This is a genomic window from Streptomyces solicamelliae (assembly GCF_045348655.1).
GTDB classification, from domain to species: Bacteria; Actinomycetota; Actinomycetes; order Streptomycetales; family Streptomycetaceae; genus Streptomyces; species Streptomyces solicamelliae.
In genome coordinates this window covers 2,499,433-2,523,935 of the sequence record NZ_CP160404.1, presented here as the reverse complement: position 1 = coordinate 2,523,935, position 24,503 = coordinate 2,499,433, and the positions used below count along the sequence as shown (strand labels likewise).

The window sequence follows — 24,503 nt, the reverse complement described above, 5'->3', positions numbered from 1 at the left end:
GGACGGCTCAGGGGGTCCAGCTGTAGAAGGTCTCGGCCATCGAGTCCTTCGGCTCCCGCCAGTCGGGGGAGTACGGCGTCATGAACTCCTGGAGCCGGGTGTTGATGTCCTCGTACAAGGGGTGGCTGCGGGCCTTGTACAGGTTCGGCGTGATCGACTCGTCCGCCTCCACCAGGTGGAAGTACAGGCCGTGGAAGCGGAACAGGGTGCGCCGCTGCACCCCGATCATGTGCGGCAGTTCGGTGGCGTCGGACTCGGCGAACAGCGCGGCCACCTTGTCCGCGTCGTCGTGGTCCATGCGCGCGACGATGAGTGTGCGATGAGCCATGGGTACTCCTCGTGGGTACGCCCGGAGCGGTCGGGCCTCCGGCGGCCGGTGAGCGGTCCGGCCTGCCGGTTGTGATGATTCATGCGGCGGCTTGAGGCGGTGTCCAGGCCAACTCGACGTCAGATTCGAGCCGTTCCACGCCCGGGTGCGAGCTGCTCAGCGCCGGCCCGCAGCGGCCTCTCCCGGTACTCCCGGGGCAGGAGTAAGGCGGTCACGGCGGCGACGGCGGCGAATCCGGCCAGGTACGTCCACAGCGGCAGCACGCCCACGAGCCGCGACAACTGCCCGCCGACGCCCGCGCCGAGGGCGGCGCCCAGATAGAACAGGCCCATCATCCGGCCGCGGTGGCCCTCCGGCGCGGTCTCCGCCGTGGTGCTCAGGCCCACCGGGCCGAAGACCAGCTCGCCGCAGGCCACGAACAGGAACGCGGCGAGCAGCCACCCGGGGGAGACGAGGCTGCCCGCGGAGCCCTCCGCGAACCAGGCGCCCGTCGCGAGCACCGCGAACCCGGCCGCCCCGAACCCCAGCCCCACCGAGAACTTCCGCCCCGAGGCGCCCCGGCCGGCGACCCGCAGCCACACCCAGGCGAACACCGGGGCGAGCAGCAGCAGGAACAGCGGATGCGCCGACTGGAACCAGCTCGCCGGCACGAGGAAGCCGGCCACCTCCCGGTCGGTGTGCTCCCGCGCGAACAGGCTGAACACCGAGCCCAGTTGACCGAACATCGCCCAGAACAGCACCGACGGCGCGAACACCCGCAGATAGCCGCGGACCCGCGCTCGCTCGGCGGTGCCGAGCTCGCCGCCGCGCAGCAGCCGCCGGAAGTACCAGACCGGCGCGGCCAGCGAACCCAGCCCGCACAGCGCGAGCACCGGGTGCAGCGCCGCCCCGCCCACGGCCAGCGCCCCCGCCGCGAGCAGCACCGCGACCGCCAGCGCCGCCCAGGCGCCGCGCACCAGCCGCCGCAGCGCCTGGGGCGGCAGCGGACGGCTCGGCCCGGTTCGCGCGCCGCGCAGGGTCGGCGCGCCGTGCAGGTACTGCAGGACGCCGAGGACCATGCCGACGGCGGCCGCGCCGAAGCCCAGGTGCCAGGCGACCCGCTCGCCGAGCGCGCCGGTCACCAGCGGCCCGAGCAGGGCGCTGACCTGCACGCTCATGTAGAAGAGGGAGAACGCCGCCTGCCGCTGCGCGCTGGACGCGCCCGGGTTCATCTGGTCGAACATCACCGGCAGGTTGGGCTTGAGCAGCCCGGTGCCGCAGGCCACCAGCATCAGCCCGAGGTAGAACGCGGTCGTCGCCGGCACCGCCATGCAGGCGTGCCCGGCCGCGATCACCAGCGCGCCGGCCAGCATCGCCCGGTGGGTGCCGAGCACCCGGTCGCCGAGCCAGCCGCCGGGCATCGCGGCCAGGAACGACGCCGAGATGTACAGGCCGAACAGCGCGCCGGCCGTACCGTCCGAGAGCCCGAGGCCGCCGTCGGCCCGGGGCGCGGTCGCGTACAGGAACAGCAGCGCCTGCATGCCGTAGAAGCTGAACCGCTCCCACATGTCCGTCATGAACAGCGTGCTGAACCAGCGCTCGCGGAACAGGGTGTGCAGCGGGCGGTCGGGCTGCTCCGCGCTGCTCACAGCGCGATGCCGCCGTCGATCTGCACGACCTGCCCGGTGATGTAGTCGGCGGCGTCGGACACCAGGAACGCGACGAGTTCGGCGACGGACCCGGCGCTGCCGAACCGCCCCATGGCGACCTTCCCGAGCGCCGCCTCGCGGGCCTTCGGCGTCATCCCGTCGAGCATGTCGGTCTCGATGAACCCCGGCGCGACCGCGTTGACCCGCACGCCGTACGGGGCGACCTCCTTGGCCAGGGCGCGGGTCAGGCCGTTGAGGCCGGCCTTGGCGGTGGCGTAGTTCGTCTGCCCCGGATTGCCGTACACCCCGATCACGGACGAGACGTTCACGATCGCCCCCGCCCGGCGGGTCAGCATCCCGCGCACCACGGCGCGGGTCGTGTGGAACGCCCCGTCCAGGCTGGTGCCGACCACGGACTGCCAGTCCTTCGCGGACATCAGCGCCATCGGCCGGTCCTTCAGCACCCCCGCCGAGTTGACCACCGCGTACGGCGCGCCCAGCTTCTCCTCCGTCGCCTCGACGAAGGCGCGGACGGCCTCCGGATCGGTGACGTCGCACACCGCGTGGTGCACGGCCGCGCCCTCCTCGGCGACCAGACGGGCCGTCTCCAGGGCCGCCTCGTCCGCCGAGCGGGAGCAGAAGCCGATGTCGTACCCCGCCCGCGCGAGCCGCACCGCGATCGCCCGGCCGATGCCCCGTGAGCCGCCGGTCACCAGCGCACACCGTCTGTCGGTCATGTCGGCCATTCCCGGTCTCCTTCGACTCCGCCACGGCCGGGGCGGCTGCCGCGGCCGCGGCGAGCATCGGACAGCGGCCTCGAGGCAGACTCGAAGGGCGCACGTCACGCTGCCCGCATGGTGGAGAACCTCTTCGAGCAGAACCTGTTGTGGGCGGTCCTGGCCGCGGTCTTCTGGGCCTACGCGGCCCGCGGCGCCCGCTGCCTGGCGGCCCGCCGCACGACGCGTGCGGTGCGCCGCCGGGCGCGCCTGGGCCTCGTGCTGCTGTCGGTGTCGCTGCTGGTGCTGGTGCTGCGGGTGGGCCTGGCGCTGGCTCTGGCCGGCGAGGCGGGCCGGCGCGCCGCCGACGACTTCGTGCTGTTCGCGGCGGTGCCGCTGACGCTGGCGGGCGCGGGCGTGGCGGTGTTCGCGGTGCCGGCGTACGTGCGGGTGGTGAGGCGGACGGCGGGGAGCGGGGGCGGCGAGGTCCCCGACGCGCGCCGAGCGGCGGAGGAACGCGTACCCGCGCACGCGGGCCGGGCGGCCGGGCCCGCGCAGTCGGGCCGAGCCTCCGGCGAGGCCGCTGGGGCTGCCGGGGGAGCAGGCGCTCGTGCGGCCGTGGGGGAGTCCGTATCCGCCGAGCAGCGCGGAGCTGGTGGCGGGGCCGTCCCCACCGGCCTGCCCCACGCAGCAGCCGAGTCCCGGCCCGCGGGCCCGTCTCGCGCGGCCCGGGTCGCCGCCGACCCCGTACCCGCCGAGCTGCGCCGGGCCGCCGCCGATCCGCGGCTGGTCGTGCCCGTCCGCGTCTGCTTCGCGACCACGGTCGTCGCCGCCGCGCTCACGCTCCACCCGCCGGCGCCCTCGTACACCGGGCCGTTCCTCCTCGAACTCGCCCTGCTCGCCGTCGTCGCGGGCGCGTTGCTGCTGTTCCAGCAGCGGCGCCGGGGCGACCTCGCCGCGCCCGGCTGGACGCCACCGTCCACGGCGCGGCGGATGGTGCGGCCCACCGCACTGGTGACCGCCGTCGCGCTGCTGTCCACCGGGGGCTGCACACTGATGTGGCAGGAGAGCCGACTGCCCGCCACGGTCGGCCACGCCCACGCGTACGACACGGGCGGCGGTCCCGCCGCGGGCGCGGCGCCCGTCCGGGACCTCGCCGGGCTCACCGGGCCGCGCACCGAACAGCCCACCACCCGCTTCACCCTCACCGCCACCAGCCGCACCACCACCCTCGCCTCCGGCGAGAAGGTCGCCGCACTCGCCTTCAACGGCTCCCTCCCCGGACCCGAACTGCGCATGAAGCGAGGCGAGTTGGTCGAGGTCACCCTCGTCAACCAGAACGTCCCCGAAGGCGTCACCGTCCACTGGCACGGCGTCGACGTGCCCAACGCCGAGGACGGCGTCGCCGGCGTCACCCAGAACGCGGTCCGGCCGGGGCAGCGGCACGTGTACCGGTTCCGGCCGCCGCGCGCCGGCACGTTCTGGTACCACTCCCACCAGCAGTCCAGCACCGTCGTCACCCGCGGCCTCTTCGGCGCGCTGATCGTCGAGGAGCCCGGCGCCCGCCCCGAGGGCGTGGACCGGACCGTCGTCGCCCACGCCTGGCCGGTCCTCGGCGGCACCGGCGAACAGGGCGGGCCCCACCGGGGCGGGGGCGGCGCGCTCAGCGGCCGGAACGGGGCCGGTGGTCTGCTGCGCACCGCGATCGGCGACGACACCCGGCGCCGCCAGGAGAAGGTCGCCGCCGGCACCCCCGTACGGCTGCGGCTCGTCAACGCCGACAACTGCCCCCGCACGTACTCGCTCGCCGGCACCCCGTACCAGGTCGCGGCGATCGACGGCAACGAGGTGAACGGGCCCACCGACCTCGACGGCCGGCTGCTGCGGATCGCCGGCGGCGGCCGCGTCGACGTCACGTTCCGCCAGCCCGCCGGGCCCGTCCACCTGACGATCGTCGGCGACGCCAACGCCTCGGGCGCCTCGCACGGCTTCGAGGGCTGCGGCGAGGACGGCGCGTACGGCACCGGCCGCACCGAGACCGCCTCGCTGCTGCTCGACCCGAGCGGTACGGCGACGAGGACACCGCCCGCCGTCACCGGGCCGCTGTTCGACCCGCTGCACTACGGCACCCGCACCACGACCCCGTTCGGCCCCGGCACCCGCTACGACCGGGACTTCCACCTCGTCCTCGGCAACAGCGTCGGCTTCTTCGACGGCCGGCCCATGATGACGTGGACGATCAACAACGCGGTCTACCCCGACATCCCCGCACTGCTGGTCAAGGAGGGCGACACCGTGCGCACCTCCTTCGTCAACCGCAGCCTCGACGACCACCCCATGCACCTGCACGGCCACCGCATGCTGGTGCTGTCGAGGGACGGCGAACCGGCCACCGGCAGCCCCTGGTGGACCGACACCCTGAACGTCGCGCCCGGCGAGCGGTACGAGGTCGCCTTCCGCGCCGACAACCCCGGGGTGTGGATGGACCACTGCCACAACCTCGACCACGCCCGCGACGGCATGGTGCTGCACCTTGCCTACGACGGCGTGACCAGCCCCTACGAGGCGGGCAGGTCCAGCGGCAACCTCCCGGAGTGAGCCGACGCGAGCAGCGACTCGCGTGCCGCGCGCACGCTCCGCCGGTCCTCCCCGGGCCCCAGGGCCCGGGGAGGCAGCATGGCCACCACCGCGCTGCGGCCCGCCCGCACCGCCTCGTGCCCGCGGGCCGGCACCGTCAGGCTCTGCGACGGACCGGCCTCCACCAGGACCCGGTCCTCCGCCGCGAGGACCCGGTCCAGCGTCGGCCAGAACAGGACCGGCGTGACCGGCTGCGCCGCCCAGAACGCCGGGTCCACCGCGGTCTCCGCGGTGAGCGGCCCGCCGGTGTACGCCGAGTACAGCGGGACGCGCGGCGGCCGCATCGGCAGCGTCCGCAGCAGCGCCTCCGCCGGCGCGACCAGCGGGGCGAGCGCCGGGCTGTGGTACGGCGTCCTCGTGGCCAGCCGCCGGAACGTGCGGCCGTCCGCGACCAGCCGCCGCGTCACCGCCTCCAGCGGCCCGTCCGGCCCGGACAGCACGGTGTGCCGGGGCGCGTTCACCGCCGCGACCACCACGCCCCCGCCCAGGTACGCGTCGAGCTCCCGCGCCGCCGCGGCCACCGCCAGCATCCCGCCCGCCGGTGTGAACCGCTGCAGCACGACCCGCTCCCACAGCAGCCGCATCGCGTCCTCCAGGGTGAACACCCCCGCCAGTACGGCCGCGGTGAACTCGCCCATGCTGTGCCCGAGATACGCGTCCGGCCGCACCCCCCAGCTCTCCACGAGCCGCCCCATCGCGTAGTTCACCGCGAACAGCAGCGGCGCCGCGCGCACGTCGGCCTCCATCGGCACCGCCGGCTCGTGGGCCAGCCAGTCCGCGCGGGCCGCCCGGCCCTCCGGCCCGAGCAGGCCCAGGACCTCGTCCACGGCCTCGCTGAACACCGGCTCGTGCCCGTACAGTCCGGCCGCCATGCGCGGATGCTGCGCCCCGGTCCCCGGCAGCATCAGGACGACGGAGCGGCGGTGAGGAAGAGTCATGCGGCCAGCGTGATCCGTACCGATCGAGCCGTTCTCCAGCGCCTCATGCAGAAGCGTTCGAGCCCGCCTTGAGCGCCGCGGCGCATCCTGCACCGCATGAGTGTTGTCGAGGAAACGCCCCCGAGACCGAGCCCGAGACCCGGGATCAGAACCGGCACTCCACCTCCCCAGGACGGCTGTCTGCGCGACCGGACCGCGGAACTCGCCGCCCTGCACGACCAGGTGCGGCGCGGCCCGAGCGACCGGGCCACCGAGGCGCAGCACGCCAAGGGCAAACTGACCGCGCGCGAGCGCATCGCGCTGCTCTTCGACGAGGGCACGTTCTCCGAGATCGAGGAGCTGCGCCGGCACCGCGCCACCGGCTTCGGCCTGGAGGACCGCCGCCCGCACACCGACGGCGTGGTCACCGGCTGGGGCAAGGTGCACGGCCGCACCGTGTTCGCGTACGCCCACGACTTCCGGATCTTCGGCGGGGCTCTCGGCGAGGCCCACGCGGAGAAGATCCACAAGCTGATGGACCTGGCGGAGGCCGCCGGAGCACCGATCGTCGGCCTGTGCGACGGGGCGGGCGCGCGGATCCAGGAAGGCGTGACGGCCCTCGCGGGCTACGGCGGGATCTTCCAGCGCAATGTCCGCAACTCCGGTGTGATCCCGCAGATCAGCGTGATCCTCGGCCCGTGCGCGGGCGGCGCGGCGTACTCGCCCGCCCTGACCGACTTCGTCTTCATGGTGCGCGGCACGGCCCAGATGTTCATCACCGGGCCGGACGTGGTGCAGGCCGTCACCGGCGAGGTCATCAGCCACGACGCGCTGGGCGGCGCCGACGCGCACGCCTCGGTCTCCGGCGTCGCGCACTTCGCCTGCGACGACGAGGAGTCCTGCCTGGAGGACGTGCGCCACCTCCTGTCGCTGCTGCCCGCGAACAACCGCGAACTGCCGCCGCCCGCGCCCACGCAGGACCCGCCGGACCGCCGCACGGAGGCGCTCCTCGACCTGGTCCCGGCCGACCCGAGCCGCGCGTACGACATGCGCGCGGTGCTGGAGGAGATCGTCGACGACGGCGACTACCTGGAGATCCAGGAGAACTGGGCGACGAACATCGTCTGCGCGCTCGCCCGCCTGGACGGTCAGGTGGTGGGACTGGTCGCCAACCAGCCCTCCGCCTTCGCCGGCGTCCTGGACATCCACGCCTCGGCAAAGGCGGCGCGCTTCGTCCAGACCTGCGACGCGTTCAACATCCCGCTGGTGACGCTGGTCGACGTCCCCGGCTTCCTGCCGGGCGTCGACCAGGAGCACGGCGGCATCATCCGCCACGGCGCGAAACTGCTGTACGCGTACTGCAACGCCACGGTGCCGCGGGTGCAGTTGATCCTGCGCAAGGCGTACGGAGGTGCGTACATCGTGATGGACTCGCGCTCCATCGGCACGGACGTGTCGCTGGCCTGGCCGAGCAACGAGATCGCCGTGATGGGTGCGGAGGGCGCCGCGAACGTGGTCTTCCGCCGCGAGATCGCCGCGGCGACGGACCCGGAGGCGACCAGGGCCCGCCTGGTGAAGGAGTACCGCTCGGAGCTGATGCACCCGTACTACGCGGCGGAACGCGGCCTGGTGGACAGCGTGATCGACCCGGCGGAGACGAGGGCGCGTCTGATCGACGCCCTGTCGATGCTCAGGGCCAAACACGCCCCGCTCCCCAGCCGCAAACACGGAAACCAGCCGCAGTGACGGCGATCAGAGTGGTACGCGGGGCCCCGACCCCGGAGGAACTGGCGGCCTGCGTTCTGGTCCTGCAGTCCCTGGCAGCGGCCCGCGCGACCGGCCACACGGGCCCGGTCGACCCACCGACGGCCGTCTGGCCGAGGACAGCAGCTCGGCCCGCCACCCCGGCCCCGTCGTGGTCGTCACTCGGCCGGGCGGGGGCATGGCGCGCCTAGGCGCGCCCCCGACAGGGGCGCGGGGCTGTGTCGATGTGCGGCTCCGCCCCGTGGGCGCGAGCAGCCATGACGCACCCGCACGCGACAACCGGCCCATGAGGGGCGCGGGGCTGTGTCGATGTGCGGCTCCGCCGCGTGGGCGCGAGCAGCCATGACGCACCCGCACGCGACAACCGGCCCATGAGGGGCGCGGGGAACTGCGTGACCAGCCACAACGGACCCGCACGGGCCCGCGGCCGAGCCTCGCAGCTCCCCGCCCAAGGGGCCGGCTACGCCGGAAGCCCCAGCTCCCGCGCGATCAGCATCCGCTGCACCTCACTCGTGCCCTCGCCGATCTCAAGGATCTTCGAGTCCCGCCACATCCGCGCCACCGGGTACTCGTTCATGAACCCGTACCCGCCGTGGATCTGCGTGGCGTCCCGCGCGTTGTCGACGGCCACGGTCGACGAGTACAGCTTCGCCACCGCCGCCTCCTTCTTGAACGGCTCGCCGAGCACCAGCCGCGACGCCGCGTCGCGCCACCCGATGCGGGCCATGTGCGCCCGCATCTCCATGTCCGCGATCTTGAACTGGATCGCCTGGTACGTGCTGATCGCCGAGCCGAAGGCGTGACGTTCCTTCGCGTACTTCACCGACTCGTCCACACAGCCCTGTGCGAGCCCGGTCGCCAGCGCCGCGATCGCGATCCGGCCCTCGTCCAGGATCCGCAGGAACTGCGCGTACCCGCGGCCCTCCTCGCCGAGCAGGTTCTCCACCGGCACCCGGACGTTGTCGAACGACAGCTCACGGGTGTCGGAGGCGTTCCAGCCGACCTTGGAGTAGGGGGCGGCGACGGTGAACCCGGGCGTCCCGGACGGAACGATGATCGACGAGATCAGCGGCCGGCCGTCGTCCTTCCGCCCGGTGACGGCGGTGACGGTCACCAGACCCGTGATGTCGGTGCCGGAGTTCGTGATGAAGCACTTGGAGCCGTTGATGACCCACTCGTCGCCGTCCCGGACGGCGGTCGTCCGCGTGCCGCCCGCGTCCGAGCCGGCGCCCGGCTCGGTGAGTCCGAACGCGCCGAGCATCTCGCCGGAGCACAGCTTCGGCAGCCAGGTCCGCTTCTGCTCCTCGGTGCCGAACCGGTAGACCGGCATCGCGCCGAGCGAGACGCCCGCCTCCAGGGTGATGGCCACGGAGGAGTCGACCCGGGCCAGCTCCTCCAGGGCGATGCCGAGGGCGAGGTAGTCGCCGCCCATGCCGCCGTACTCCTCGGAGAAGGGCAGGCCGAAGAGGCCCATCTGCCCCATCTGGCGGACGATCTCGTAGGGGAACTCGTGCCGCTCGTAGTAGTCGCCGATCTTCGGGGCGACCACGTCGTGGGCGAACTCCTCGACGGTACGGCGGAGTTCCTCGTGCTCGGGGGTGAGCCGGTGGTCGAGGGACATGTTCGTCACTCCTTGTGGGAGAGGGCGCGGACGGTACGGGACGGGCTCGGGCGGCCCAGTTGTTCGGCCATCCACCCGCTCGTGGCGGTGAGGGCGGCCAGGTCGACCCCGGTCTCGATGCCGAGGCCCTGGAGCATCCACACCAGGTCCTCGGTGGCGAGGTTGCCGGTCGCGGACTTGGCGTACGGGCAGCCGCCGAGGCCGCCCGCGGACGCGTCGACGGTGGTGACGCCGTGCCGGAGCGCGGCGAGGGTGTTGGAGAGGGCCTGGCCGTACGTGTCGTGGAAGTGCACGGCGAGGCGCCCGGTGGGCACCCCGGCGTCGTTCAGGGCCTGCAGCAGGGCCTGGACGTGGCCGGGGGTGGCGACGCCGATGGTGTCGCCGAGGCTCAGCTCGTCGCAGCCCATGTCGGCGAGGGCCTTGGTGACGCGGACGACCTGCTCGATCGGCACGGCGCCCTCCCAGGGGTCGCCGAAGCACATCGACAGGTAGCCGCGCACGTCCAGACCCTCGTCCCTGGCCCGGACGACGACCGGCTCGAACATGGCGAGCGCCTCGTCGACGGTCCGGTTGAGGTTGGCCTTGGCGAAGGACTCGGTGGCGGAGGCGAAGACGGCGACGTGCCGGGCGCCGAGGGCGAGCGCGCGGTCGAGCCCGCGCTCGTTGGGCACGAGCACGGGGAGCCGTACGGGAAGGTCCTTCACGCGGGGGAACAGGTCCTCCGCGTCGGCGAGCTGCGGCACCCACTTCGGGTGCACGAAGCTCGTCGCCTCGACGGTGTCGAGCCCGGCGGCGGCGAGCCGGCGGACGAACTCGGCCTTGACGTCGGTGGGGACGACGGTCTTCTCGTTCTGCAGCCCGTCGCGCGGCCCGACCTCGTGGATCCGCACACGGGCGGGAAGGCCGGGGTCGGCAACGGTCATGGGCAGCCCGGACACGCTCATGCTTCCTCCCGCGGAGTGACGACGGCGAGCACCTGGTCCATGGCGACGGTGGTCCCGGGCGTCACGTCCAGCTCGGTGACGGTGCCGGCGTGCGGGGCGGAGATGACGTGCTCCATCTTCATCGCCTCGACGACGAGCAGGCTCTGCCCGGCCTCGACCTCGTCCCCGACGGCGACCTTCACGACGGTCACGGTGCCGGGCATCGGCGCGGCGAGCGTGTCCGCCCCGCCGTGCCGGGCGCCGCTGAGCGCGGCGGCGACGGGATCGTGGTCCTGCAGGTGCCACGAGTCCCCGTCCCGCCCGAGCCAGAGCCCGTCGGGGGAGGGGACGACGTGGAACCGGTGGGTGACGCCGTCGAGTTCGACGGTGACGAGCCCGTCCGCGGCGTCGACGATCCGCGCGGTGCGGAGGGCGTCGCCCTCGGACCCCTCCGGCAGGAGCAGCTCCACGCCCCGCGCGGCGGCACGGGTGCGCACCTCGACGGGGTCGTGACCCGGGATGCGGAAGTGCTGGACCGTCCACGCGGGTGTGCCGCCGAGCCGCCAGCCGTCGGCGACCCCGAAGGGGTCGACCCAGCCTCCGCCGGTGGTGCTCCCGCCCCGCGCGACCAGCGCCGCCGCCGCGTACACCTCCGCCGGCACTCCCTCCGGGAGGAGGTCGGCCAGGTCACGCTCCACCAGGCCCGTGTCCAGCTCGCCCGCGACGACCGCCTTGTGACCCAGGAGGCGGCGCAGGAAGCCGGCGTTCGTCGGGACGCCCAGCGTCATCGTGTCGGCGAGCGCGGCGCGCAGCTTGCGGAGGGCCGACGGGCGGTCGGCGGCGTGGACGATGACCTTCGCGAGCATCGGGTCGTACAGGCTGCCGACCTCCGTGCCCTGCGACAGGCCCGAGTCGGTCCGCACACCCTCGCCCGCGGGCTCGTGCAGGGCGAGGACCGTGCCGCCCGACGGGAGGAACCCGCGCGCGGGGTCCTCCGCGCAGATGCGCGCCTCGATCGCCCAGCCGTCCAGCCGCACGTCCGACTGGCCGAAGGACAGCGCCTCGCCCGCCGCGACCCGCAGCTGCCACTCCACCAGGTCCACGCCCGTGATCAGCTCGGTGACCGGGTGCTCCACCTGGAGGCGGGTGTTCATCTCCATGAAGTAGTACGAGGACGGGTCGCCGCCCGGCACGATGAACTCGACCGTGCCCGCGCCCACGTACCCGCAGGACCGCGCCGCCTCGACCGCCGCCGCGCCCATCGACTCCCGGATCTCGGGGGTCAGCAGGACCGACGGCGCCTCCTCGATGATCTTCTGGTGCCGCCGCTGCAGCGAGCACTCGCGCTCGCCGAGGTGCACCACGTTGCCGTGCGCGTCCGCGAGGACCTGGATCTCGATGTGCCGCGGCCGGTCGATCCACCGCTCCACGAGCAGCGTGTCGTCGCCGAAGGACGACCGCGCCTCACGCCGCGCCGCGGCGATCTCGTCCGTGAGGACGGCGAGGTCGCGCACGAGGCGCATGCCCTTGCCGCCACCGCCGGCCGACGGCTTCAGCAGCACCGGGGCGCCCAACTCCCGCGCCGCGTCCTCCAGTTCCGGGTCGGCGGCGCCGGGCACCACGGGCACGCCCGCGGCCTTCACCGTCTCCTTGGCCCGGATCTTGTCGCCCATCAGCGAGATCGCGGACGCGGGCGGGCCGATGAAGACGAGCCCCGCCTCCGCGCAGGCCGCCGCGAACCCGGCGTTCTCCGCGAGGAACCCGTAGCCGGGGTGCACGGCCTGCGCACCGGTCCGGCGGGCGGCCTCCAGGAGCGCCGGCACCGACAGGTACGACTCCGAGGCCGCCGGCGGCCCGATCCGGACCGCCGTGTCCGCCTCCCGGACGTGCCGCGCGTCGGCGTCCGCGTCGCTGTACACGGCCACCGAGCGGACGCCGAGCGCCCGCAGCGTGCGGATGACGCGGACCGCGATCTCGCCCCGGTTGGCCACAAGGACTGTGTCGAACATGATCCGAGTTCCCCTCACATCCGGAAGACGCCGAACTGGGGGTCACCCAGGGGCGCGTTGGCGCAGGCGGTCAGCGCGAGGCCCACCACCTGGCGGGTCTCCATCGGGTCGATGACCCCGTCGTCCCAGAGCCGCGCCGTGGCGTAGTAGGCACTGCCCTGGGTCTCGTACTGCTCGCGGATCGGGGCCTTGAAGGCGTCCTCCTCCTCCGCGCTCCACGCGTCGCCGAGCTGGTCGCGCTTGACGGTGGCGAGCACCGAGGCGGCCTGCTCGCCGCCCATGACCGAGATCTTGGCGTTGGGCCACATCCACAGGAAGCGCGGCGAGTACGCCCGGCCGCACATCGAGTAGTTGCCGGCGCCGTACGAGCCGCCGACGACGACGGTCAGCTTCGGCACCCGGGTGCAGGCGACGGCCGTGACCATCTTGGCGCCGTGCTTGGCGATGCCGCCGGCCTCGTAGTCGCGGCCGACCATGAAGCCGGAGATGTTCTGCAGGAACAGCAGCGGGATGCCGCGCTGGTCGCACAGCTCGATGAAGTGCGCGCCCTTCTGGGCGGACTCGGAGAACAGGATGCCGTTGTTGGCGACGATGCCGACCGGGTGGCCGTGGATCCGGGCGAAGCCGGTGACCAGCGTCTGCCCGAACTCGGCCTTGAACTCCTGGAACCGGGAGCCGTCCACGAGCCGCGCGATGATCTCGCGGGCGTCGTACGGCGTGCGCGAGTCGACCGGCACCGCCCCGTACAGCCCCGCCGGGTCCACCTTGGGCTCCTCGGCCGGCTCGACCGACCAGGGCAGCGGCCCGCGCTCGGGCAGGGTGGCGACGATGTTCCGGACGATCCGCAGCGCGTGCGCGTCGTCCTCGGCGAGGTGGTCGGTGACACCGGAGGTCCGCGAGTGGACCTCTCCGCCGCCGAGCTCCTCCGCGGTGACGACCTCGCCGGTCGCGGCCTTCACCAGCGGCGGTCCGCCGAGGAAGATCGTGCCCTGGTTCCGGACGATCACGGCCTCGTCGCTCATCGCGGGCACGTACGCGCCACCGGCCGTGCACGACCCGAGCACCGCCGCGATCTGCGGGATGCCCGCGCCGGACATCCGGGCCTGGTTGTAGAAGATCCGGCCGAAGTGCTCGCGGTCGGGGAAGACCTCGTCCTGCATCGGCAGGAAGGCACCGCCCGAGTCGACCAGGTAGAGACAGGGCAGCCGGTTCTCCAGCGCCACCTCCTGGGCCCGCAGGTGCTTCTTCACCGTCATCGGGTAGTAGGTGCCGCCCTTGACGGTCGCGTCGTTGGCGACGATCACGCACTCCCGGCCGGAGACCCGGCCGATGCCGGCGATCACGCCGGCGGCGGGGGCCTGGTCGCCGTACATCCCGTTCGCGGCCAGCGGGGCCAGCTCCAGGAACGGCGAGCCGGGGTCGAGGAGGCTGTCGACCCGGTCCCGCGGCAGAAGCTTGCCGCGCGCGGTGTGCCGCGCCCGGGCCTTCTCGCCGCCGCCGAGCGCGGCCGCGGCGAGCTTGGCGCGCAGCGTCTCGGCCAGCTCGGTGTGGGCCGCCTCGTTGGCCTGCCAGGCCTCCGACGCGGGGTCCGCCGCGCTCGTCAGCACAGGTGCCTGCTGCATCGATCGAGCTCCCTTGCTCGGTTAATGAGCGTTAACGTATGTCAGTCAGGTTAACGACCGCTAACCGCGTTGTCTAGAATCGATCGCATGACCACCAGGACCGACGCCCCCACGCGCCGCCAGCAGATCCTCAAGGAGGCCGCACGCCTCTTTGCCGAGCGCGGTTTCCACGGCGTCGGCGTCGACGAGATAGGAGCCGCGGTCGGCATCAGCGGCCCCGGCCTGTACCGGCACTTCGCGGGCAAGGACGCCATGCTCGCCGAGCTGCTGGTCGGCATCAGCGAGCGGCTGCTCGAAGGCGGCATGCTCCGTGTCGAGGGTGCGAACGGCAGCTCGCGCGAGGTCCTGTCCTCCCTGATCGACGGCCACATCGACTTCGCGCTCGACGACCGCCCCCTCATCACCCTGCACGACCGGGAGCTGGACCGCCTCCGGGACGAGGACCGCAAGCGGGTCCGGCAGCTCCAGCGGCGGTACGTGGAGCTGTGGGTCGCGGTGGTCGGCGAGCTGTACCCGGCGGCGGGCGAGGCGGAGGTCCGCGCGGCCGTGCACGCGGTCTTCGGCCTGCTCAACTCCACCCCGCACCTCGGTGCGCCGCTGGGCCGCAGTGCCATGGAGGAGCTGCTGCGGCGCCTGGCGAACGGGGCCTTCGACGCGCTGGCGGCGGAGCCGACGGTCCAGTAGACGACTCCGGGGGTCCGGAAACCGGAACGACCGCTCGGATGCGATCGGACTCGTTCACAATGAGTGGCATGCCGATACTCAGCCGTGACGCGCTCGTCGAGCAACTGGTTCGCACCCGGATCGCCGGAGACGTCGCCACGCCGCGCGACAACAACCTCTCCCACTACCGCAAGCTCGCCAACGGCGACCGGCACTACTGGCTGGGCCTGGAGTTCGGCGACCGCTGGGCCGACGAGCAGGACGTCCTCGCCGTCATGGCCGAGCGCTGCGGTGTCAACGACGACCCGGCACACCGCTTCGGCCAGGACACCATCGACCCCGAGCTGACCGTCGACGCCCTGGACCGCGCCGCGGCCCGGCTGCGCAAGGCGGCCGCCGGCCGGGAACGCGTCCTCTTCGCGACCGGCCACCCCGGCTCCCTGATCGACCTGCACAGCCGCACCGCGGCCGCGCTGCGCGCCGCCGGCTGCGACATCGTCCGCATCCCCGGCGGCCTGACGGCCGACGAGGGGTACGTGGTCCAGTTCGCCGACGTCTCGCTCTTCGAACGCGGCGCGAGCCTGTGGCACACCCATTCGCCGGAGCCGATGAACGCGATCCTGGACGCCCTGGAGGCCGAGGGCAGCCCGCGGCCCGACCTCGTCGTGGCCGACCACGGCTGGGCCGGCCGCGCCGCCCAGCGCGGCCTCGACGCCGTCGGCTACGCCGACTGCAACGACCCCGCGCTCTTCCTCGCCGAGGCGGAGGGCACCCTCCAGGTCGCGATCCCCCTGGACGACCACGTCATCGACCCGCGCTTCTACGAGCCGATGACGGAGTACCTCCTGAACGCGGCGGGCCTGCTGGACTGAGCCCGGCTCAGCGCTCCTGCCCCAGCCCGGGCGTGCCGACGTAGCGCTCGTTCGCGTACCCGAGCGGATGGTCCTCGTCGGCGGACTCCGCACCGCGCGTCAGCGCGGTGAGGAGCATGACCTCGGTGACCGTGTCGGCGACGGAGTGGGCCGCCTCGGAGAGCATCGCGCTCGATCCTCCCCCGTGCCCTAGGGGGCATGGGAGGTGCCCCGACGACCCCCGCAACGGCTTTGGCACTCGCGCCCTGCCCGGCCGTCAGCGCGGAACGCGAACGACACCCTCCTGGATGACGGAGATCGCGAGCCGCCCGTCCTGCGTGTAGATCCGGGCCTGTCCGAGCCCCCGCCCGCCCGAAGCGGTGGGGGACTCCTGGTCGTACAGCAGCCACTCGTCGGCCCGGAAGGGCCGGTGGAACCACATCGCATGGTCCAAAGAGGCGCCGACCACATCACCCACGGCCCACCCGCCCCGCCCGTGGGCGAGCAGGATGGAATCGAGCAGCGTCATGTCGGAGACGTACGTGGCCAGCACGACATGAAGCAGCGGATCGTCCGCCAGCTTGCCGTTCGTCCGGAACCACACCTGCGAGCGCGGCTCCCTCGGCGTGCCGACCGTCCCCCACGGGGGCGTCTCGGCGTACCGCAGATCGACCGCGGCCCGTGCCTCGATCAGCCGGTCGGCGACCTCCCGCGGCAGATGCCGGGGCAGCATCTCGGCGGGCGAGGGCAGCGACTCCGGATCCGGCGCGTCCGGCATGGCGGCCTGATGGTCGAGCCCGTCCTCGTACACCTGGAACGAGGCCGACAGATGAAAGATCGGCTGACCGTGCTGGACAGCCACCACACGCCGTGTCGTGAAGGACCGCCCGTCCCGGATGCGGTCCACGGTGTAGACGATCGGCGCACCCGGGTCGCCGGGCCGCAGGAAGTACGCGTGCAGGCTGTGCGCGAGGCGGTCCTCGGGGACGGTCCGCCCGGCCGCCACCAGCGCCTGGGCGGCAACCTGGCCGCCGAAGACGCGCGGTACCAGAGCGGACCGGGACTCCCCCCGAAAGATGTCCTGCTCGATCCGCTCGAGATCGAGCAGATCGAGCAGGGCATCCAGAGCACTGGGTGCTTCGGGCACTTACAGACCCATCGACTTGGCGATGATCGACTTCATGATCTCGCTGGTGCCGCCGTAGATGCGGTTGACGCGGTTGTCCGCGTACAGGCGGGCGATCGGGTACTCGTTCATGTACCCGTAGCCGCCGTGCAGCTGGAGGCAGCGGTCGATCACGCGGTGCGCGACCTCGGTGCAGAACAGCTTGGCGGAGGCGGCCTCGGCCGGCGTCAGCTCACCGGCGTCCAGGGCCTCCAGGGCGCGGTCGGAGACGGCCTGGGCGGCGTCCACCTCGGCCTGGCAGGCGGCCAGCTCGAACTTGGTGTTCTGGAAGTGCGCGACCGGCTTGCCGAAGACGGTGCGGTCGGTCACGTACTGCTGCGCGAAGCGCACCGCGGCAGCAGCCTGCGCGTAGGCGCCGAAGGCGATGCCCCAACGCTCGGACGCCAGGTTGTGGCCGAGGTAGTAGAAGCCCTTGCCCTCCTCGCCGAGCAGGTCTTCCACCGGCACCTTGACATCCACGAACGCCAGCTCGGCCGTGTCAGAGGTACGCAGCCCGAGCTTGTCCAGCTTGCGGCCGATGGAGTAGCCCTCGGACTTGGTGTCCACGGCGAACAGCGAGATACCGCCACGACGGTCCTGCTCGCTCGGAGCGGAGGTCCGCGCGCACACGATCACGCGGTCGGCGTGCACGCCACCCGTGATGAAGGTCTTGGCGCCGTTGAGGACGTAGTGGGTGCCGTCCTCGGAGAGCTTGGCGGTGGTCTTCATGCCCGCCACGTCCGAACCGGTGCCCGGCTCGGTCATGGCCAGCGCCCACATCTCCTCACCGGAGACGAACTTGGGCAGGTACCGCTTCTTCTGCTCGTCACTCGCCAGCATCTTGATGTACGGCAGAGCAAGCAGCACGTGCACGCCGGAGCCACCGAACTGCACACCCGCACGCGCGGTCTCCTCGTAGAGGACGGCCTCGAACTTGTGCGTGTCCAGACCGGCGCCGCCGAACTCCTCAGGCACGTTGATGCCGAAGATGCCCAGCTCACCGAGCTTGTAGTAGAAGTCCCGCGGGGCCTGCCCGGCAGCGAACCACTCGTCGTAGACGGGGACGACCTCGGCCTCGATGAACGCCCGGATGGTCTCCCGGAACGCCTCGTGGTCCTCGTTGAAAACGGTACGGCGCACGGCCGGCTCCTTGTCTAAGCGCTTGCTCAGCGTACGTCCCTCGAAGTTACCCGCCGGTCATCGAGCCTGTCCAGAGACGAGAACGTCGCGCCGGTCACAGGGCGACCTGACGAACTTCGTTCGAAGGTCCGGAACGGACCACCCCCATCGCCTACCGTCGACGGCTCCGCGTACCGAAAGGACCGACATGACGGCCGGCAGCCAGATCACCGTTCTCGGACTCGGCGACATGGGGTCCGCGATCGCCAGAACCTTCGTCGCACGTGGTTTCCGCACCACGGTCTGGAACCGCACCACCGCCAGGACCGAGCCGCTCGTCGAGGTCGGCGCCACCGCCGCGCCCACGGCCGCCGAGGCCGTCGCCGCGAGCCCGCTCGTCGTGGTCTGCCTCCTCGACGGCACCGCCGTCGACCAGGTCCTCGCCTCCGTCGCCTCCGCCGTCGCGGGCAAGACCCTGGTGAACGTCACCAGCGGCTCGCCCGCCCAGGCCCGCGCGAACGAGCGATGGGCCAGGGAGCACGGCGCCGAGTACATCGACGGCAAGATCATGGGCGACCCGCCCTACGTCGGCACCGACCACATCATGTTCCCGTTCAGCGGCTCTCCCACGGCCTACGAGACCCACGAGCCGACCCTCAGGACGCTCGGCGGCATCGCCTACCACGGCGAGGACCCGGGCGCCGCCGCCGTCGAGTTCATGGCCCAGGTCGCCTTCTCGTACGAACTCCTCATCGGCTTCCTGCACGTGCTCAAGCTGGTCCGCTCCGAGGGCTTCGACGTCGCCGCGTTCACCGAGCGCGCCGCGGGCTCCCTGGCCGTGTTCCCGTCCCTCTTGAACTCCATGGCCCAGGCGGTCAAGAGCGGCGAGTACGGCCCCGACCTGGGCTCCCTCGACGTCCAGGCCGCCCTCATGAACGACATGATCGGCCACCGCGCCGCGCAGGGCGTGGAGGCCGTGCGCATGCGCGAGATCAAGGACCTGATGGACCGCCGCATCGCAGCGGGCCACGGCGACCAGGGCTTCTCCAGCCTCTTCGAGCTGCTCCCGCCGCAGGCCTGACGACGGCGGGAGCGGGGGACGTGGAGGGGGTCGTGTTCGGGACGTAGAGCGTGATTTGTGGCGCGTAAGAAACGCTCACAACACCAGTGACCCGAGCGCGCCGTAAATCATGCAGTCCCGGACACGACCCCCGGAACGTCCCACGCGCCACCCACCGAGGTCACAACGCGACACCACACCGCACCCACAGAACAGATCACAACGCCGCCCGCCGAGCCCGAGCAGCCAGCCACAGATCGAACCGATCGTCCCCGTCGTCGATCCGCCGCCCCGTGAGCCGCATCGCCTTGTCGAGCCGGTTGCGCACCGTATGCCGGTGCAGCCCCAGCCGCCGCCCGGTCTCGTCCCAGGAGCACCCGGAGTCGAGCCAGGTGACCAGCGTCTCGACGAGCTCGCCCGACGGATCGGCAACATCCAGCGGCCCCAGCACCGTATCCGCGTACCCCGCCAACGCGTCCCGCTCGCCCAGCCCCAGCAGCAGCCGACTGGAGTGGCTCCGCTGCGCCTCCGCCGGCCGCCCCGAGCGCCGGCTCACCTCCAGCAGCCCGCTCGCCTGCCGCAGCGAGGTGACGGCCGCCTCCGGCGCGACCGCCGCCCCGATCCCGGCCGGACACCCCGGCGCGAACCGTTCGAGCAGCTCCAGCACCTCCGTGTCCCCCGCGGCGACCGCCTCCACGACACCACCCCCGGTGGTACGCGTCAGCCCACCCGGCAGCGCGAGCGCCAGGCCCGCCGCGACCTCGGAGGCGTCCTCCTCCGCCCCCGCCGCCACGACCACCACCCGCACCGCAAGCCCCGCCGCAAGCCCCGCCGCCGCCAGCGCATCGCCTGCCGCCTCCGCCGACCCCGCCTCGTCGAGCAGCCGCCCCAGCAGCGCCGCGCGCCGCCGCCGCTCCGGCTCGTCCGCCAGGTGCCGCCGCTCCAGCTCCAGCGACAGCAACGCGACGAGCCCCGACACGAGCAGCCGGGTCTCGGGCGACAGCTCGCCCACCAGTACCAGCACCCCCCGCAACCGCCGCGCCCCCAGCGGCTGCACCTCCACGTGCGCCCCGCCCTCCACGCTGACCGCACTCGCCTGCATGCCCCGCACCGCGACCCGCTGGATCAGCTCGTCGGCCACCGGGGGCACCCCGGCAGCGCCTCCCGCCAGCACCCGCCCCACCGGGTCCGTCACCACCGCCGGAACCCCGGTCGCCCGCGTCCACGCCTCCAGCGTCGGCGCGAGCCCCCGCCCCGAGGCCGCCGCAGCGGTCAGCCGGCGCTGCGTCTCGAAGGCGTCCTCCAAGGCCGCCCGCTGCTCCGCCGCCCGCGCCGCGAACACCGCCTTGGTGACGGCGATGAACGGCACCTCGTCCGCCACGGTCAGCAACGGCAGCCCCGCCGCCTCCGCCGCCGCGACCAGCACCGGCGGCGCGGACTGGTGGGGGAGCGCCGCACCGAGCCCCAGCGCCAGCGCACTCGCCCCGCTCGCTCGCACATCGTCCACGTACGCCCGGCACGCCTCCGCCTCCATCGGCAGCAGCAGTCCGATCGTCATCAGCAGCTCGCCGCCCTGGAGCCAGCGCCCCGGCCGGACCAGCTCGGAGGCGTGCGCCGCGAGGACCGGCCGGTCGAGGGCCGCGGCCCCCGCGACCACGGACAGCCGGAGTTCGGACCGGGCGACAAGATCGGCAAGCGTGAGACCGGCACGGGGATCCATGGACACAGTGTCCACCCACTCGGCCCAGTTTCGCCCTGCGGGCGATCGTCCGGGCGCCGCACCCGGCATACGGTGCAGGACGATCACCCGTCCCACGCCGTGAACGGAGGGCACCCGCCCATGGAGGACACGCACGCCCCGGACACCGTCCTCGTCGCCTGCGCCCAGCTCTCCCTCGCCGTCGGCGACGTGGCCGGCAACCGCGCCGCCGCCGACCGCGCGATCGAGGCCGCCGCGGCCGCCGGCGTCCGCGTCCTCGTCCTCCCGGAGCTCGCCAACACCGGCTACGTGTTCCGCGACGCCGCGCACGCCGCCGAGCTGGCCGAACCGGCCGACGGCCCGACGGTCACCGCGTGGGCGGAGGCGGCGGCCCGCCACGACATGGTCCTGGTCGCCGGCTTCTGCGAGCGCGACGAGACGGGCGCGACCCGCAACTCCGCCGTCCTCGTCGACCCCACCGGCGTCCGCGCGGTCTACCGCAAGGCGCATCTCTTCGGCGCCATCGAGAAGGCCGCCTTCGTACCGGGCGACCAGCGCCCGCCGGTCGTCGACACGGCCGTGGGCCGGATCGGCGTGATGGTCTGCTACGACGTGGAGTTCCCCGAGTGGGTCCGCGACGCCGCCCTCCGCGGCGCGGAGCTCCTGTGCGCCCCGGTGAACTGGCCGCTGTTCCCGCGCCCCGAGGGCGAGCGCGCCGCCGAGGTGATCCGGGTCCAGGCCGACGCCGCCGTGAACCGGATGTTCGTCGCGGCCTGCGACCGCGCCGGGACGGAGAACGGCGTCGAGTGGACGGGCGGCTCCGTGATCACGGACCCCGACGGCTTCCCGCTCGCGGGCCCGGCGACCGAGACCGGCGAGTCGCTGCTGATCGCGGCCTGCGCCCTCGGCCAGGCCCGCGACAAGCGGATCGGCGAGCACAACGACGTACTGGCGGACCGCCGCCCCGAGCTGTACGACCTCTGACCTGGCGAAAGCCGCACTGAACCCCCTGTCCCAGGCACCCCGGAAGGCACCCGTCATGACCACCGAGCAGCAGCCCCAGTTCCGCGGCCCCGTCGACTCCTCCCGCATCCCCCGCTACGCGGGCCCCGCGACCTTCGCCCGGCTGCCGCGTCTCGACGAGGTCGGCACCGCGGACGTCGCCGTCGTCGGCGTGCCCTTCGACTCGGGTGTCTCGTACCGCCCCGGCGCCCGCTTCGGCGGCAACGCGATCCGCGAGGCGTCCCGCCTGCTCCGCCCGTACAACCCGGCGCAGGACGCCTCCCCCTTCGCGCTCGCGCAGGTCGCCGACGGCGGCGACATCGCGGTCAACCCGTTCAACATCAACGAGGCCGTCGAGACGATCGAGGCGGCCGCGGACGACCTGCTCGGCACCGGCGCCCGCATGATGACCCTCGGCGGCGACCACACCATCGCGCTGCCCCTGCTCCGCTCCGTCGCGAAGAAGCACGGCCCGGTCGCCCTGCTGCACTTCGACGCGCACCTGGACACCTGGGACACCTACTTCGGCGCCGAGTACACGCACGGCACCCCGTTCCGCCGGGCCGTCGAGGAGGGCATCCTCGACACGGAGGCGCTGTCGCACGTCGGCACGCGCGGCCCGCTGTACGGCAAGCAGGACCTCACCGACGACGAGAAGCTCGGCTTCGGCATCGTGACGTCGTCCGACGTGTACCGCCGCGGCGCGGACGAGGTCGCGGACCAGCTGCGCCAGCGGATCGGCGACCGTCCGCTGTACATCTCCATCGACATCGACTGCCTGGACCCGGCGCACGCGCCCGGCACCGGTACGCCGGAGGCGGGCGGCATGACGTCCCGCGAGCTGCTCGAGATCCTGCGGGGCCTGTCGTCCTGCAACCTGGTCTCCGCGGATGTCGTCGAGGTGGCCCCGGCGTACGATCACGCCGAGATCACCTCGGTCGCGGCCTCGCACACCGCGTACGAGCTGACCACGATCATGAGCCGCCAGATCGCGGCGGCGCGACAGCAGGGCTGACCGCCCGACCGCAGGCTGCCGGCCCGACAGGAGGGCTGACAGCCGTGGCGGGCGCAGACGAAGGGGACGTACGCGCGTGACGCACGACCACGACCTGGTACTCCGACCGACCGAGGCGCAGACGGCGGCCGCACTCGCGCCGCCGCCGGGCCGGACCGGCGGGGACCTGGTCGTGGAGACGCTGCGCAGCCTGGGCGCGACGACCGTGTTCGGGCTGCCGGGGCAGCACGCGCTGGCGGTGTTCGACGCGGTCCGCCGCTCCGACCTGCGGCTGGTGGGGCTGCGGGTGGAGAACAACGCGGGCTTCGCGGCGGACGCGTACGGCCGGGTCACCGGCGAGGCGGCGCCGCTGCTGCTGTCCACCGGCCCGGGGGCGCTGACGGCGCTGCCCGCGCTGCAGGAGGCGGCGGCCGCGTCGGCGCCGGTGCTCGCGATCTCCTCGCAGATCCCGCTCGCCGGGCTCGGTGGCGCGCGCCACGGCTACCTGCACGAGCTACGGGACCAGCAGGCGTCGTTCCGGGACGTCGTGAAGTCGGTCCACACGGTGCGGGCGGCGTCCCAGATCCCGTCCGCGATCGCCGCCGCGTGGCAGTCCGCGCTGACGGCCCCGCACGGGCCCGTGTGGGTGGAGATCCCCGAGGACGTCCTGCGCGCGGAGACCGTGCTGCCGCAGGTCACGGGCGTGGACGCGACGCCGCCGGAGCTGGCGCCGCGCCCGGAGCTGACGGCCCTTGCCGCGCACTGGCTCACGCAGGCGGCGCGGCCGGTGATCGTCGCGGGCGGCGGGGTGATCCGGTCGGACGCCGCGGGCAAGCTGAAGCAGCTCGCGGAGCGGCTGGACGCACCGGTGGTCACCACGTACGGCGGGAAGGGCGCGTTCCCGTGGGCGCACCCGCTGTCCCTCCGGTCCTGGGTGGAGGACCGCCATGTGACGGACCACCTGGAGGACGCGGACGTCCTCCTGGTCGTCGGCAGCGGCCTGGGCGAACTCTCCTCGAACTACGGCACGTTCGCCCCGCGCGGCCGGATCGTGCAGATCGAGGCGGACCTCGGCAAGCTGGAGTCGAACTACCCGGCGCTGGGCATCCACGCGGACGCGCGACCGGCGCTGCAGGCGCTGCTGGAGACGGTGGGCGAACGCACCGATCCGCAGGCGCCGAAGCGGGTCGAGGAGACCCTGACGAAGGTCCGGACCCGCATCGAGGGCCAGGACCGCGCCCTGGAACAGAACCTCCTCACCGCGATCCGCAAGGCCGTCCCCGACAGGTCGCCCACCTTCTGGGACATGACGATCCTCGGCTACTGGGCGTGGGCCGGCTTCGACGCCCGCCGCCCCAACACGATGCACTCCGCCCAGGGCGCGGGGGGCCTCGGCTACGCCTTCCCGGCGGCCCTCGGCGCGGCGGTCGCCGAACCGGACACCCCGGTCCTCGCGGTGTCGGGCGACGGCGGCGCGATGTACGGCCTGGCGGAGCTGGCTACGGCGCAGCAGTACGGCCTGGACGTCACCTGGCTGATCGTGGACGACGGCGGTTACGGGATCCTGCGTGAGTACATGACCGACGCGTACGGCGCGTCGACGGCCACGGAACTCGGCCGCCCCGACTTCGTGGCCCTGGCGGAATCCTTCGGCGTCCCGGCGGTCCGCAGCACCCCCGACACCCTGACGGCGGACCTGAAGCGGTGCCTGACCACCCCGGGCCCGTCCGTCGTGGTCCTTCCGGAGACTCTGCGGATGTTCGCCCCAACCCACGAGTAGACATG

The 24,503-nt window shown here is 73.2% G+C and carries 20 protein-coding genes and 1 pseudogene; 9 read left to right on the top strand and 12 right to left on the bottom strand.

Going from position 1 to position 24,503, the window contains the following annotated elements; all coding sequences use genetic code 11:
* Positions 1-7: 7 nt before the first annotated feature.
* The 3 genes from ABZO31_RS11565 to fabG form a co-directional block, all read right to left on the bottom strand.
* Positions 8-328, bottom strand: coding sequence for a TcmI family type II polyketide cyclase (locus ABZO31_RS11565; protein ID WP_406861065.1), 321 nt, complete (start codon positions 326-328; stop codon positions 8-10).
* Positions 329-447: 119 nt separating this feature from the next.
* Entirely contained in the window at positions 448-1,956 is a 1,509-nt protein-coding gene (locus ABZO31_RS11560) for a peptide MFS transporter (protein ID WP_406861064.1), read from the bottom strand.
* Positions 1,953-2,693 carry a 3-oxoacyl-ACP reductase FabG gene (gene fabG, locus ABZO31_RS11555; protein WP_406865321.1) on the bottom strand — a complete coding sequence of 247 codons (741 nt, stop codon included), beginning with the start codon at positions 2,691-2,693 and terminating at the stop codon, positions 1,953-1,955. Before fabG ends, ABZO31_RS11560 begins: the two co-directional genes overlap by 4 nt.
* Positions 2,694-2,810: 117 nt before the next feature.
* Between fabG and ABZO31_RS11550 the strand changes: the two genes are divergently transcribed.
* Positions 2,811-5,270 carry a multicopper oxidase family protein gene (locus tag ABZO31_RS11550; protein WP_406861063.1) on the top strand — a complete coding sequence of 820 codons (2,460 nt, stop codon included), beginning with the start codon at positions 2,811-2,813 and terminating at the stop codon, positions 5,268-5,270.
* Here ABZO31_RS11550 and ABZO31_RS11545 read toward each other — a convergent pair.
* Complete coding sequence (locus tag ABZO31_RS11545) at positions 5,231-6,247, bottom strand: acyltransferase domain-containing protein (protein ID WP_406861062.1); 1,017 nt, start codon at positions 6,245-6,247, stop codon at positions 5,231-5,233. The genes ABZO31_RS11550 and ABZO31_RS11545 overlap by 40 nt on opposite strands.
* 96 nt (positions 6,248-6,343) lie before the next feature.
* On the opposite strand from ABZO31_RS11545, the gene ABZO31_RS11540 reads away from it, so the two are divergent.
* Together ABZO31_RS11540 and ABZO31_RS11535 are read left to right on the top strand one after the other, a co-directional pair.
* Positions 6,344-7,972, top strand: coding sequence for an acyl-CoA carboxylase subunit beta (locus ABZO31_RS11540; protein ID WP_406861061.1), 1,629 nt, complete (start codon positions 6,344-6,346; stop codon positions 7,970-7,972).
* A complete protein-coding gene (locus tag ABZO31_RS11535; RefSeq protein WP_406861060.1) occupies positions 7,969-8,181 on the top strand; it encodes an acyl-CoA carboxylase subunit epsilon in 213 nt (70 codons plus the stop codon). Before ABZO31_RS11540 ends, ABZO31_RS11535 begins: the two co-directional genes overlap by 4 nt.
* Before the next feature lie 269 nt (positions 8,182-8,450).
* Here the strand turns inward: ABZO31_RS11535 and ABZO31_RS11530 are convergent, their stop codons facing one another.
* From ABZO31_RS11530 to ABZO31_RS11515, 4 genes are read right to left on the bottom strand one after another with little or no spacing between them, the layout of a single operon-like run.
* Positions 8,451-9,611 carry an acyl-CoA dehydrogenase family protein gene (locus ABZO31_RS11530; RefSeq protein WP_406861059.1) on the bottom strand — a complete coding sequence of 387 codons (1,161 nt, stop codon included), beginning with the start codon at positions 9,609-9,611 and terminating at the stop codon, positions 8,451-8,453.
* Positions 9,612-9,616: 5 nt separating this feature from the next.
* Entirely contained in the window at positions 9,617-10,555 is a 939-nt protein-coding gene (locus ABZO31_RS11525) for a hydroxymethylglutaryl-CoA lyase (RefSeq protein ID WP_406861058.1), read from the bottom strand.
* Positions 10,552-12,543, bottom strand: a complete 1,992-nt coding sequence (locus tag ABZO31_RS11520) for a biotin carboxylase N-terminal domain-containing protein (protein ID WP_406861057.1) — start codon at positions 12,541-12,543, stop codon at positions 10,552-10,554. Before ABZO31_RS11520 ends, ABZO31_RS11525 begins: the two co-directional genes overlap by 4 nt.
* Positions 12,544-12,557: 14 nt before the next feature.
* Positions 12,558-14,165 (bottom strand): carboxyl transferase domain-containing protein, encoded by a 1,608-nt coding sequence (locus tag ABZO31_RS11515; RefSeq protein WP_406861056.1) that lies wholly within the window; start codon positions 14,163-14,165, stop codon positions 12,558-12,560.
* An 87-nt stretch (positions 14,166-14,252) separates the two neighbouring features.
* Between ABZO31_RS11515 and ABZO31_RS11510 the strand changes: the two genes are divergently transcribed.
* Both ABZO31_RS11510 and ABZO31_RS11505 read left to right on the top strand, forming a co-directional pair.
* Complete coding sequence (locus ABZO31_RS11510; protein WP_406861055.1) at positions 14,253-14,849, top strand: TetR/AcrR family transcriptional regulator; 597 nt, start codon at positions 14,253-14,255, stop codon at positions 14,847-14,849.
* A 68-nt stretch (positions 14,850-14,917) separates the two neighbouring features.
* Positions 14,918-15,700: a phosphatase gene (locus ABZO31_RS11505; RefSeq protein ID WP_406861054.1), complete on the top strand. Its 783-nt coding sequence runs from the start codon at positions 14,918-14,920 to the stop codon at positions 15,698-15,700.
* Positions 15,701-15,737: 37 nt separating this feature from the next.
* Here the strand turns inward: ABZO31_RS11505 and ABZO31_RS11500 are convergent.
* The 3 genes and pseudogenes from ABZO31_RS11500 to ABZO31_RS11490 all read right to left on the bottom strand — a co-directional run.
* Positions 15,738-15,866 (bottom strand): annotated as a pseudogene (locus ABZO31_RS11500) (cation transporter); the annotation flags it as partial.
* 90 nt (positions 15,867-15,956) lie between these two features.
* Positions 15,957-16,826, bottom strand: coding sequence for an acyl-CoA thioesterase (locus ABZO31_RS11495; RefSeq protein ID WP_406861053.1), 870 nt, complete (start codon positions 16,824-16,826; stop codon positions 15,957-15,959).
* Positions 16,827-17,984 carry an acyl-CoA dehydrogenase family protein gene (locus tag ABZO31_RS11490; protein WP_406861052.1) on the bottom strand — a complete coding sequence of 386 codons (1,158 nt, stop codon included), beginning with the start codon at positions 17,982-17,984 and terminating at the stop codon, positions 16,827-16,829. It abuts the gene before it with no gap.
* Here ABZO31_RS11490 and ABZO31_RS11485 point away from each other — a divergent pair.
* Positions 17,923-19,044: an NAD(P)-dependent oxidoreductase gene (locus ABZO31_RS11485; RefSeq protein WP_406861050.1), complete on the top strand. Its 1,122-nt coding sequence runs from the start codon at positions 17,923-17,925 to the stop codon at positions 19,042-19,044. The two genes, ABZO31_RS11490 and ABZO31_RS11485, sit on opposite strands and share 62 nt — an antisense overlap.
* Positions 19,045-19,240: 196 nt before the next feature.
* On the opposite strand, the gene ABZO31_RS11480 is transcribed toward ABZO31_RS11485, so the two are convergent.
* Positions 19,241-20,743 carry a PucR family transcriptional regulator gene (locus ABZO31_RS11480; RefSeq protein WP_406861049.1) on the bottom strand — a complete coding sequence of 501 codons (1,503 nt, stop codon included), beginning with the start codon at positions 20,741-20,743 and terminating at the stop codon, positions 19,241-19,243.
* 120 nt (positions 20,744-20,863) lie between these two features.
* Between ABZO31_RS11480 and ABZO31_RS11475 the strand changes: the two genes are divergently transcribed.
* The 3 genes from ABZO31_RS11475 to ABZO31_RS11465 all read left to right on the top strand — a co-directional run bounded on the left by ABZO31_RS11475 (position 20,864) and on the right by ABZO31_RS11465 (position 24,498).
* Positions 20,864-21,706: a nitrilase-related carbon-nitrogen hydrolase gene (locus tag ABZO31_RS11475; RefSeq protein WP_406861048.1), complete on the top strand. Its 843-nt coding sequence runs from the start codon at positions 20,864-20,866 to the stop codon at positions 21,704-21,706.
* A gap of 55 nt (positions 21,707-21,761) precedes the next feature.
* The gene (speB, locus tag ABZO31_RS11470) at positions 21,762-22,739 is read left to right on the top strand and encodes an agmatinase (RefSeq protein WP_406861047.1); all 978 of its coding nucleotides are present in this window, start codon (positions 21,762-21,764) and stop codon (positions 22,737-22,739) included.
* A gap of 76 nt (positions 22,740-22,815) precedes the next feature.
* Positions 22,816-24,498 (top strand): thiamine pyrophosphate-binding protein, encoded by a 1,683-nt coding sequence (locus ABZO31_RS11465; RefSeq protein ID WP_406861046.1) that lies wholly within the window; start codon positions 22,816-22,818, stop codon positions 24,496-24,498.
* Positions 24,499-24,503: the final 5 nt, after the last annotated feature.

Coding starts and splice junctions, on each gene's coding strand:
- ABZO31_RS11510 (WP_406861055.1), top strand. CDS start 14,253: ATGACCACCAGGACCGACGCCCCCACGCGCCGCCAGCAGATCCTCAAG.
- ABZO31_RS11505 (WP_406861054.1), top strand. CDS start 14,918: ATGCCGATACTCAGCCGTGACGCGCTCGTCGAGCAACTGGTTCGCACC.
- ABZO31_RS11520 (WP_406861057.1), bottom strand. CDS start 12,543: ATGTTCGACACAGTCCTTGTGGCCAACCGGGGCGAGATCGCGGTCCGC.
- ABZO31_RS11525 (WP_406861058.1), bottom strand. CDS start 10,555: ATGAGCGTGTCCGGGCTGCCCATGACCGTTGCCGACCCCGGCCTTCCC.
- ABZO31_RS11565 (WP_406861065.1), bottom strand. CDS start 328: ATGGCTCATCGCACACTCATCGTCGCGCGCATGGACCACGACGACGCG.
- ABZO31_RS11480 (WP_406861049.1), bottom strand. CDS start 20,743: ATGGATCCCCGTGCCGGTCTCACGCTTGCCGATCTTGTCGCCCGGTCC.
- ABZO31_RS11475 (WP_406861048.1), top strand. CDS start 20,864: ATGGAGGACACGCACGCCCCGGACACCGTCCTCGTCGCCTGCGCCCAG.
- ABZO31_RS11540 (WP_406861061.1), top strand. CDS start 6,344: ATGAGTGTTGTCGAGGAAACGCCCCCGAGACCGAGCCCGAGACCCGGG.
- ABZO31_RS11515 (WP_406861056.1), bottom strand. CDS start 14,165: ATGCAGCAGGCACCTGTGCTGACGAGCGCGGCGGACCCCGCGTCGGAG.
- ABZO31_RS11530 (WP_406861059.1), bottom strand. CDS start 9,611: ATGTCCCTCGACCACCGGCTCACCCCCGAGCACGAGGAACTCCGCCGT.
- ABZO31_RS11545 (WP_406861062.1), bottom strand. CDS start 6,247: ATGACTCTTCCTCACCGCCGCTCCGTCGTCCTGATGCTGCCGGGGACC.
- speB (WP_406861047.1), top strand. CDS start 21,762: ATGACCACCGAGCAGCAGCCCCAGTTCCGCGGCCCCGTCGACTCCTCC.
- fabG (WP_406865321.1), bottom strand. CDS start 2,693: ATGACCGACAGACGGTGTGCGCTGGTGACCGGCGGCTCACGGGGCATC.
- ABZO31_RS11485 (WP_406861050.1), top strand. CDS start 17,923: ATGAACGCCCGGATGGTCTCCCGGAACGCCTCGTGGTCCTCGTTGAAA.
- ABZO31_RS11550 (WP_406861063.1), top strand. CDS start 2,811: ATGGTGGAGAACCTCTTCGAGCAGAACCTGTTGTGGGCGGTCCTGGCC.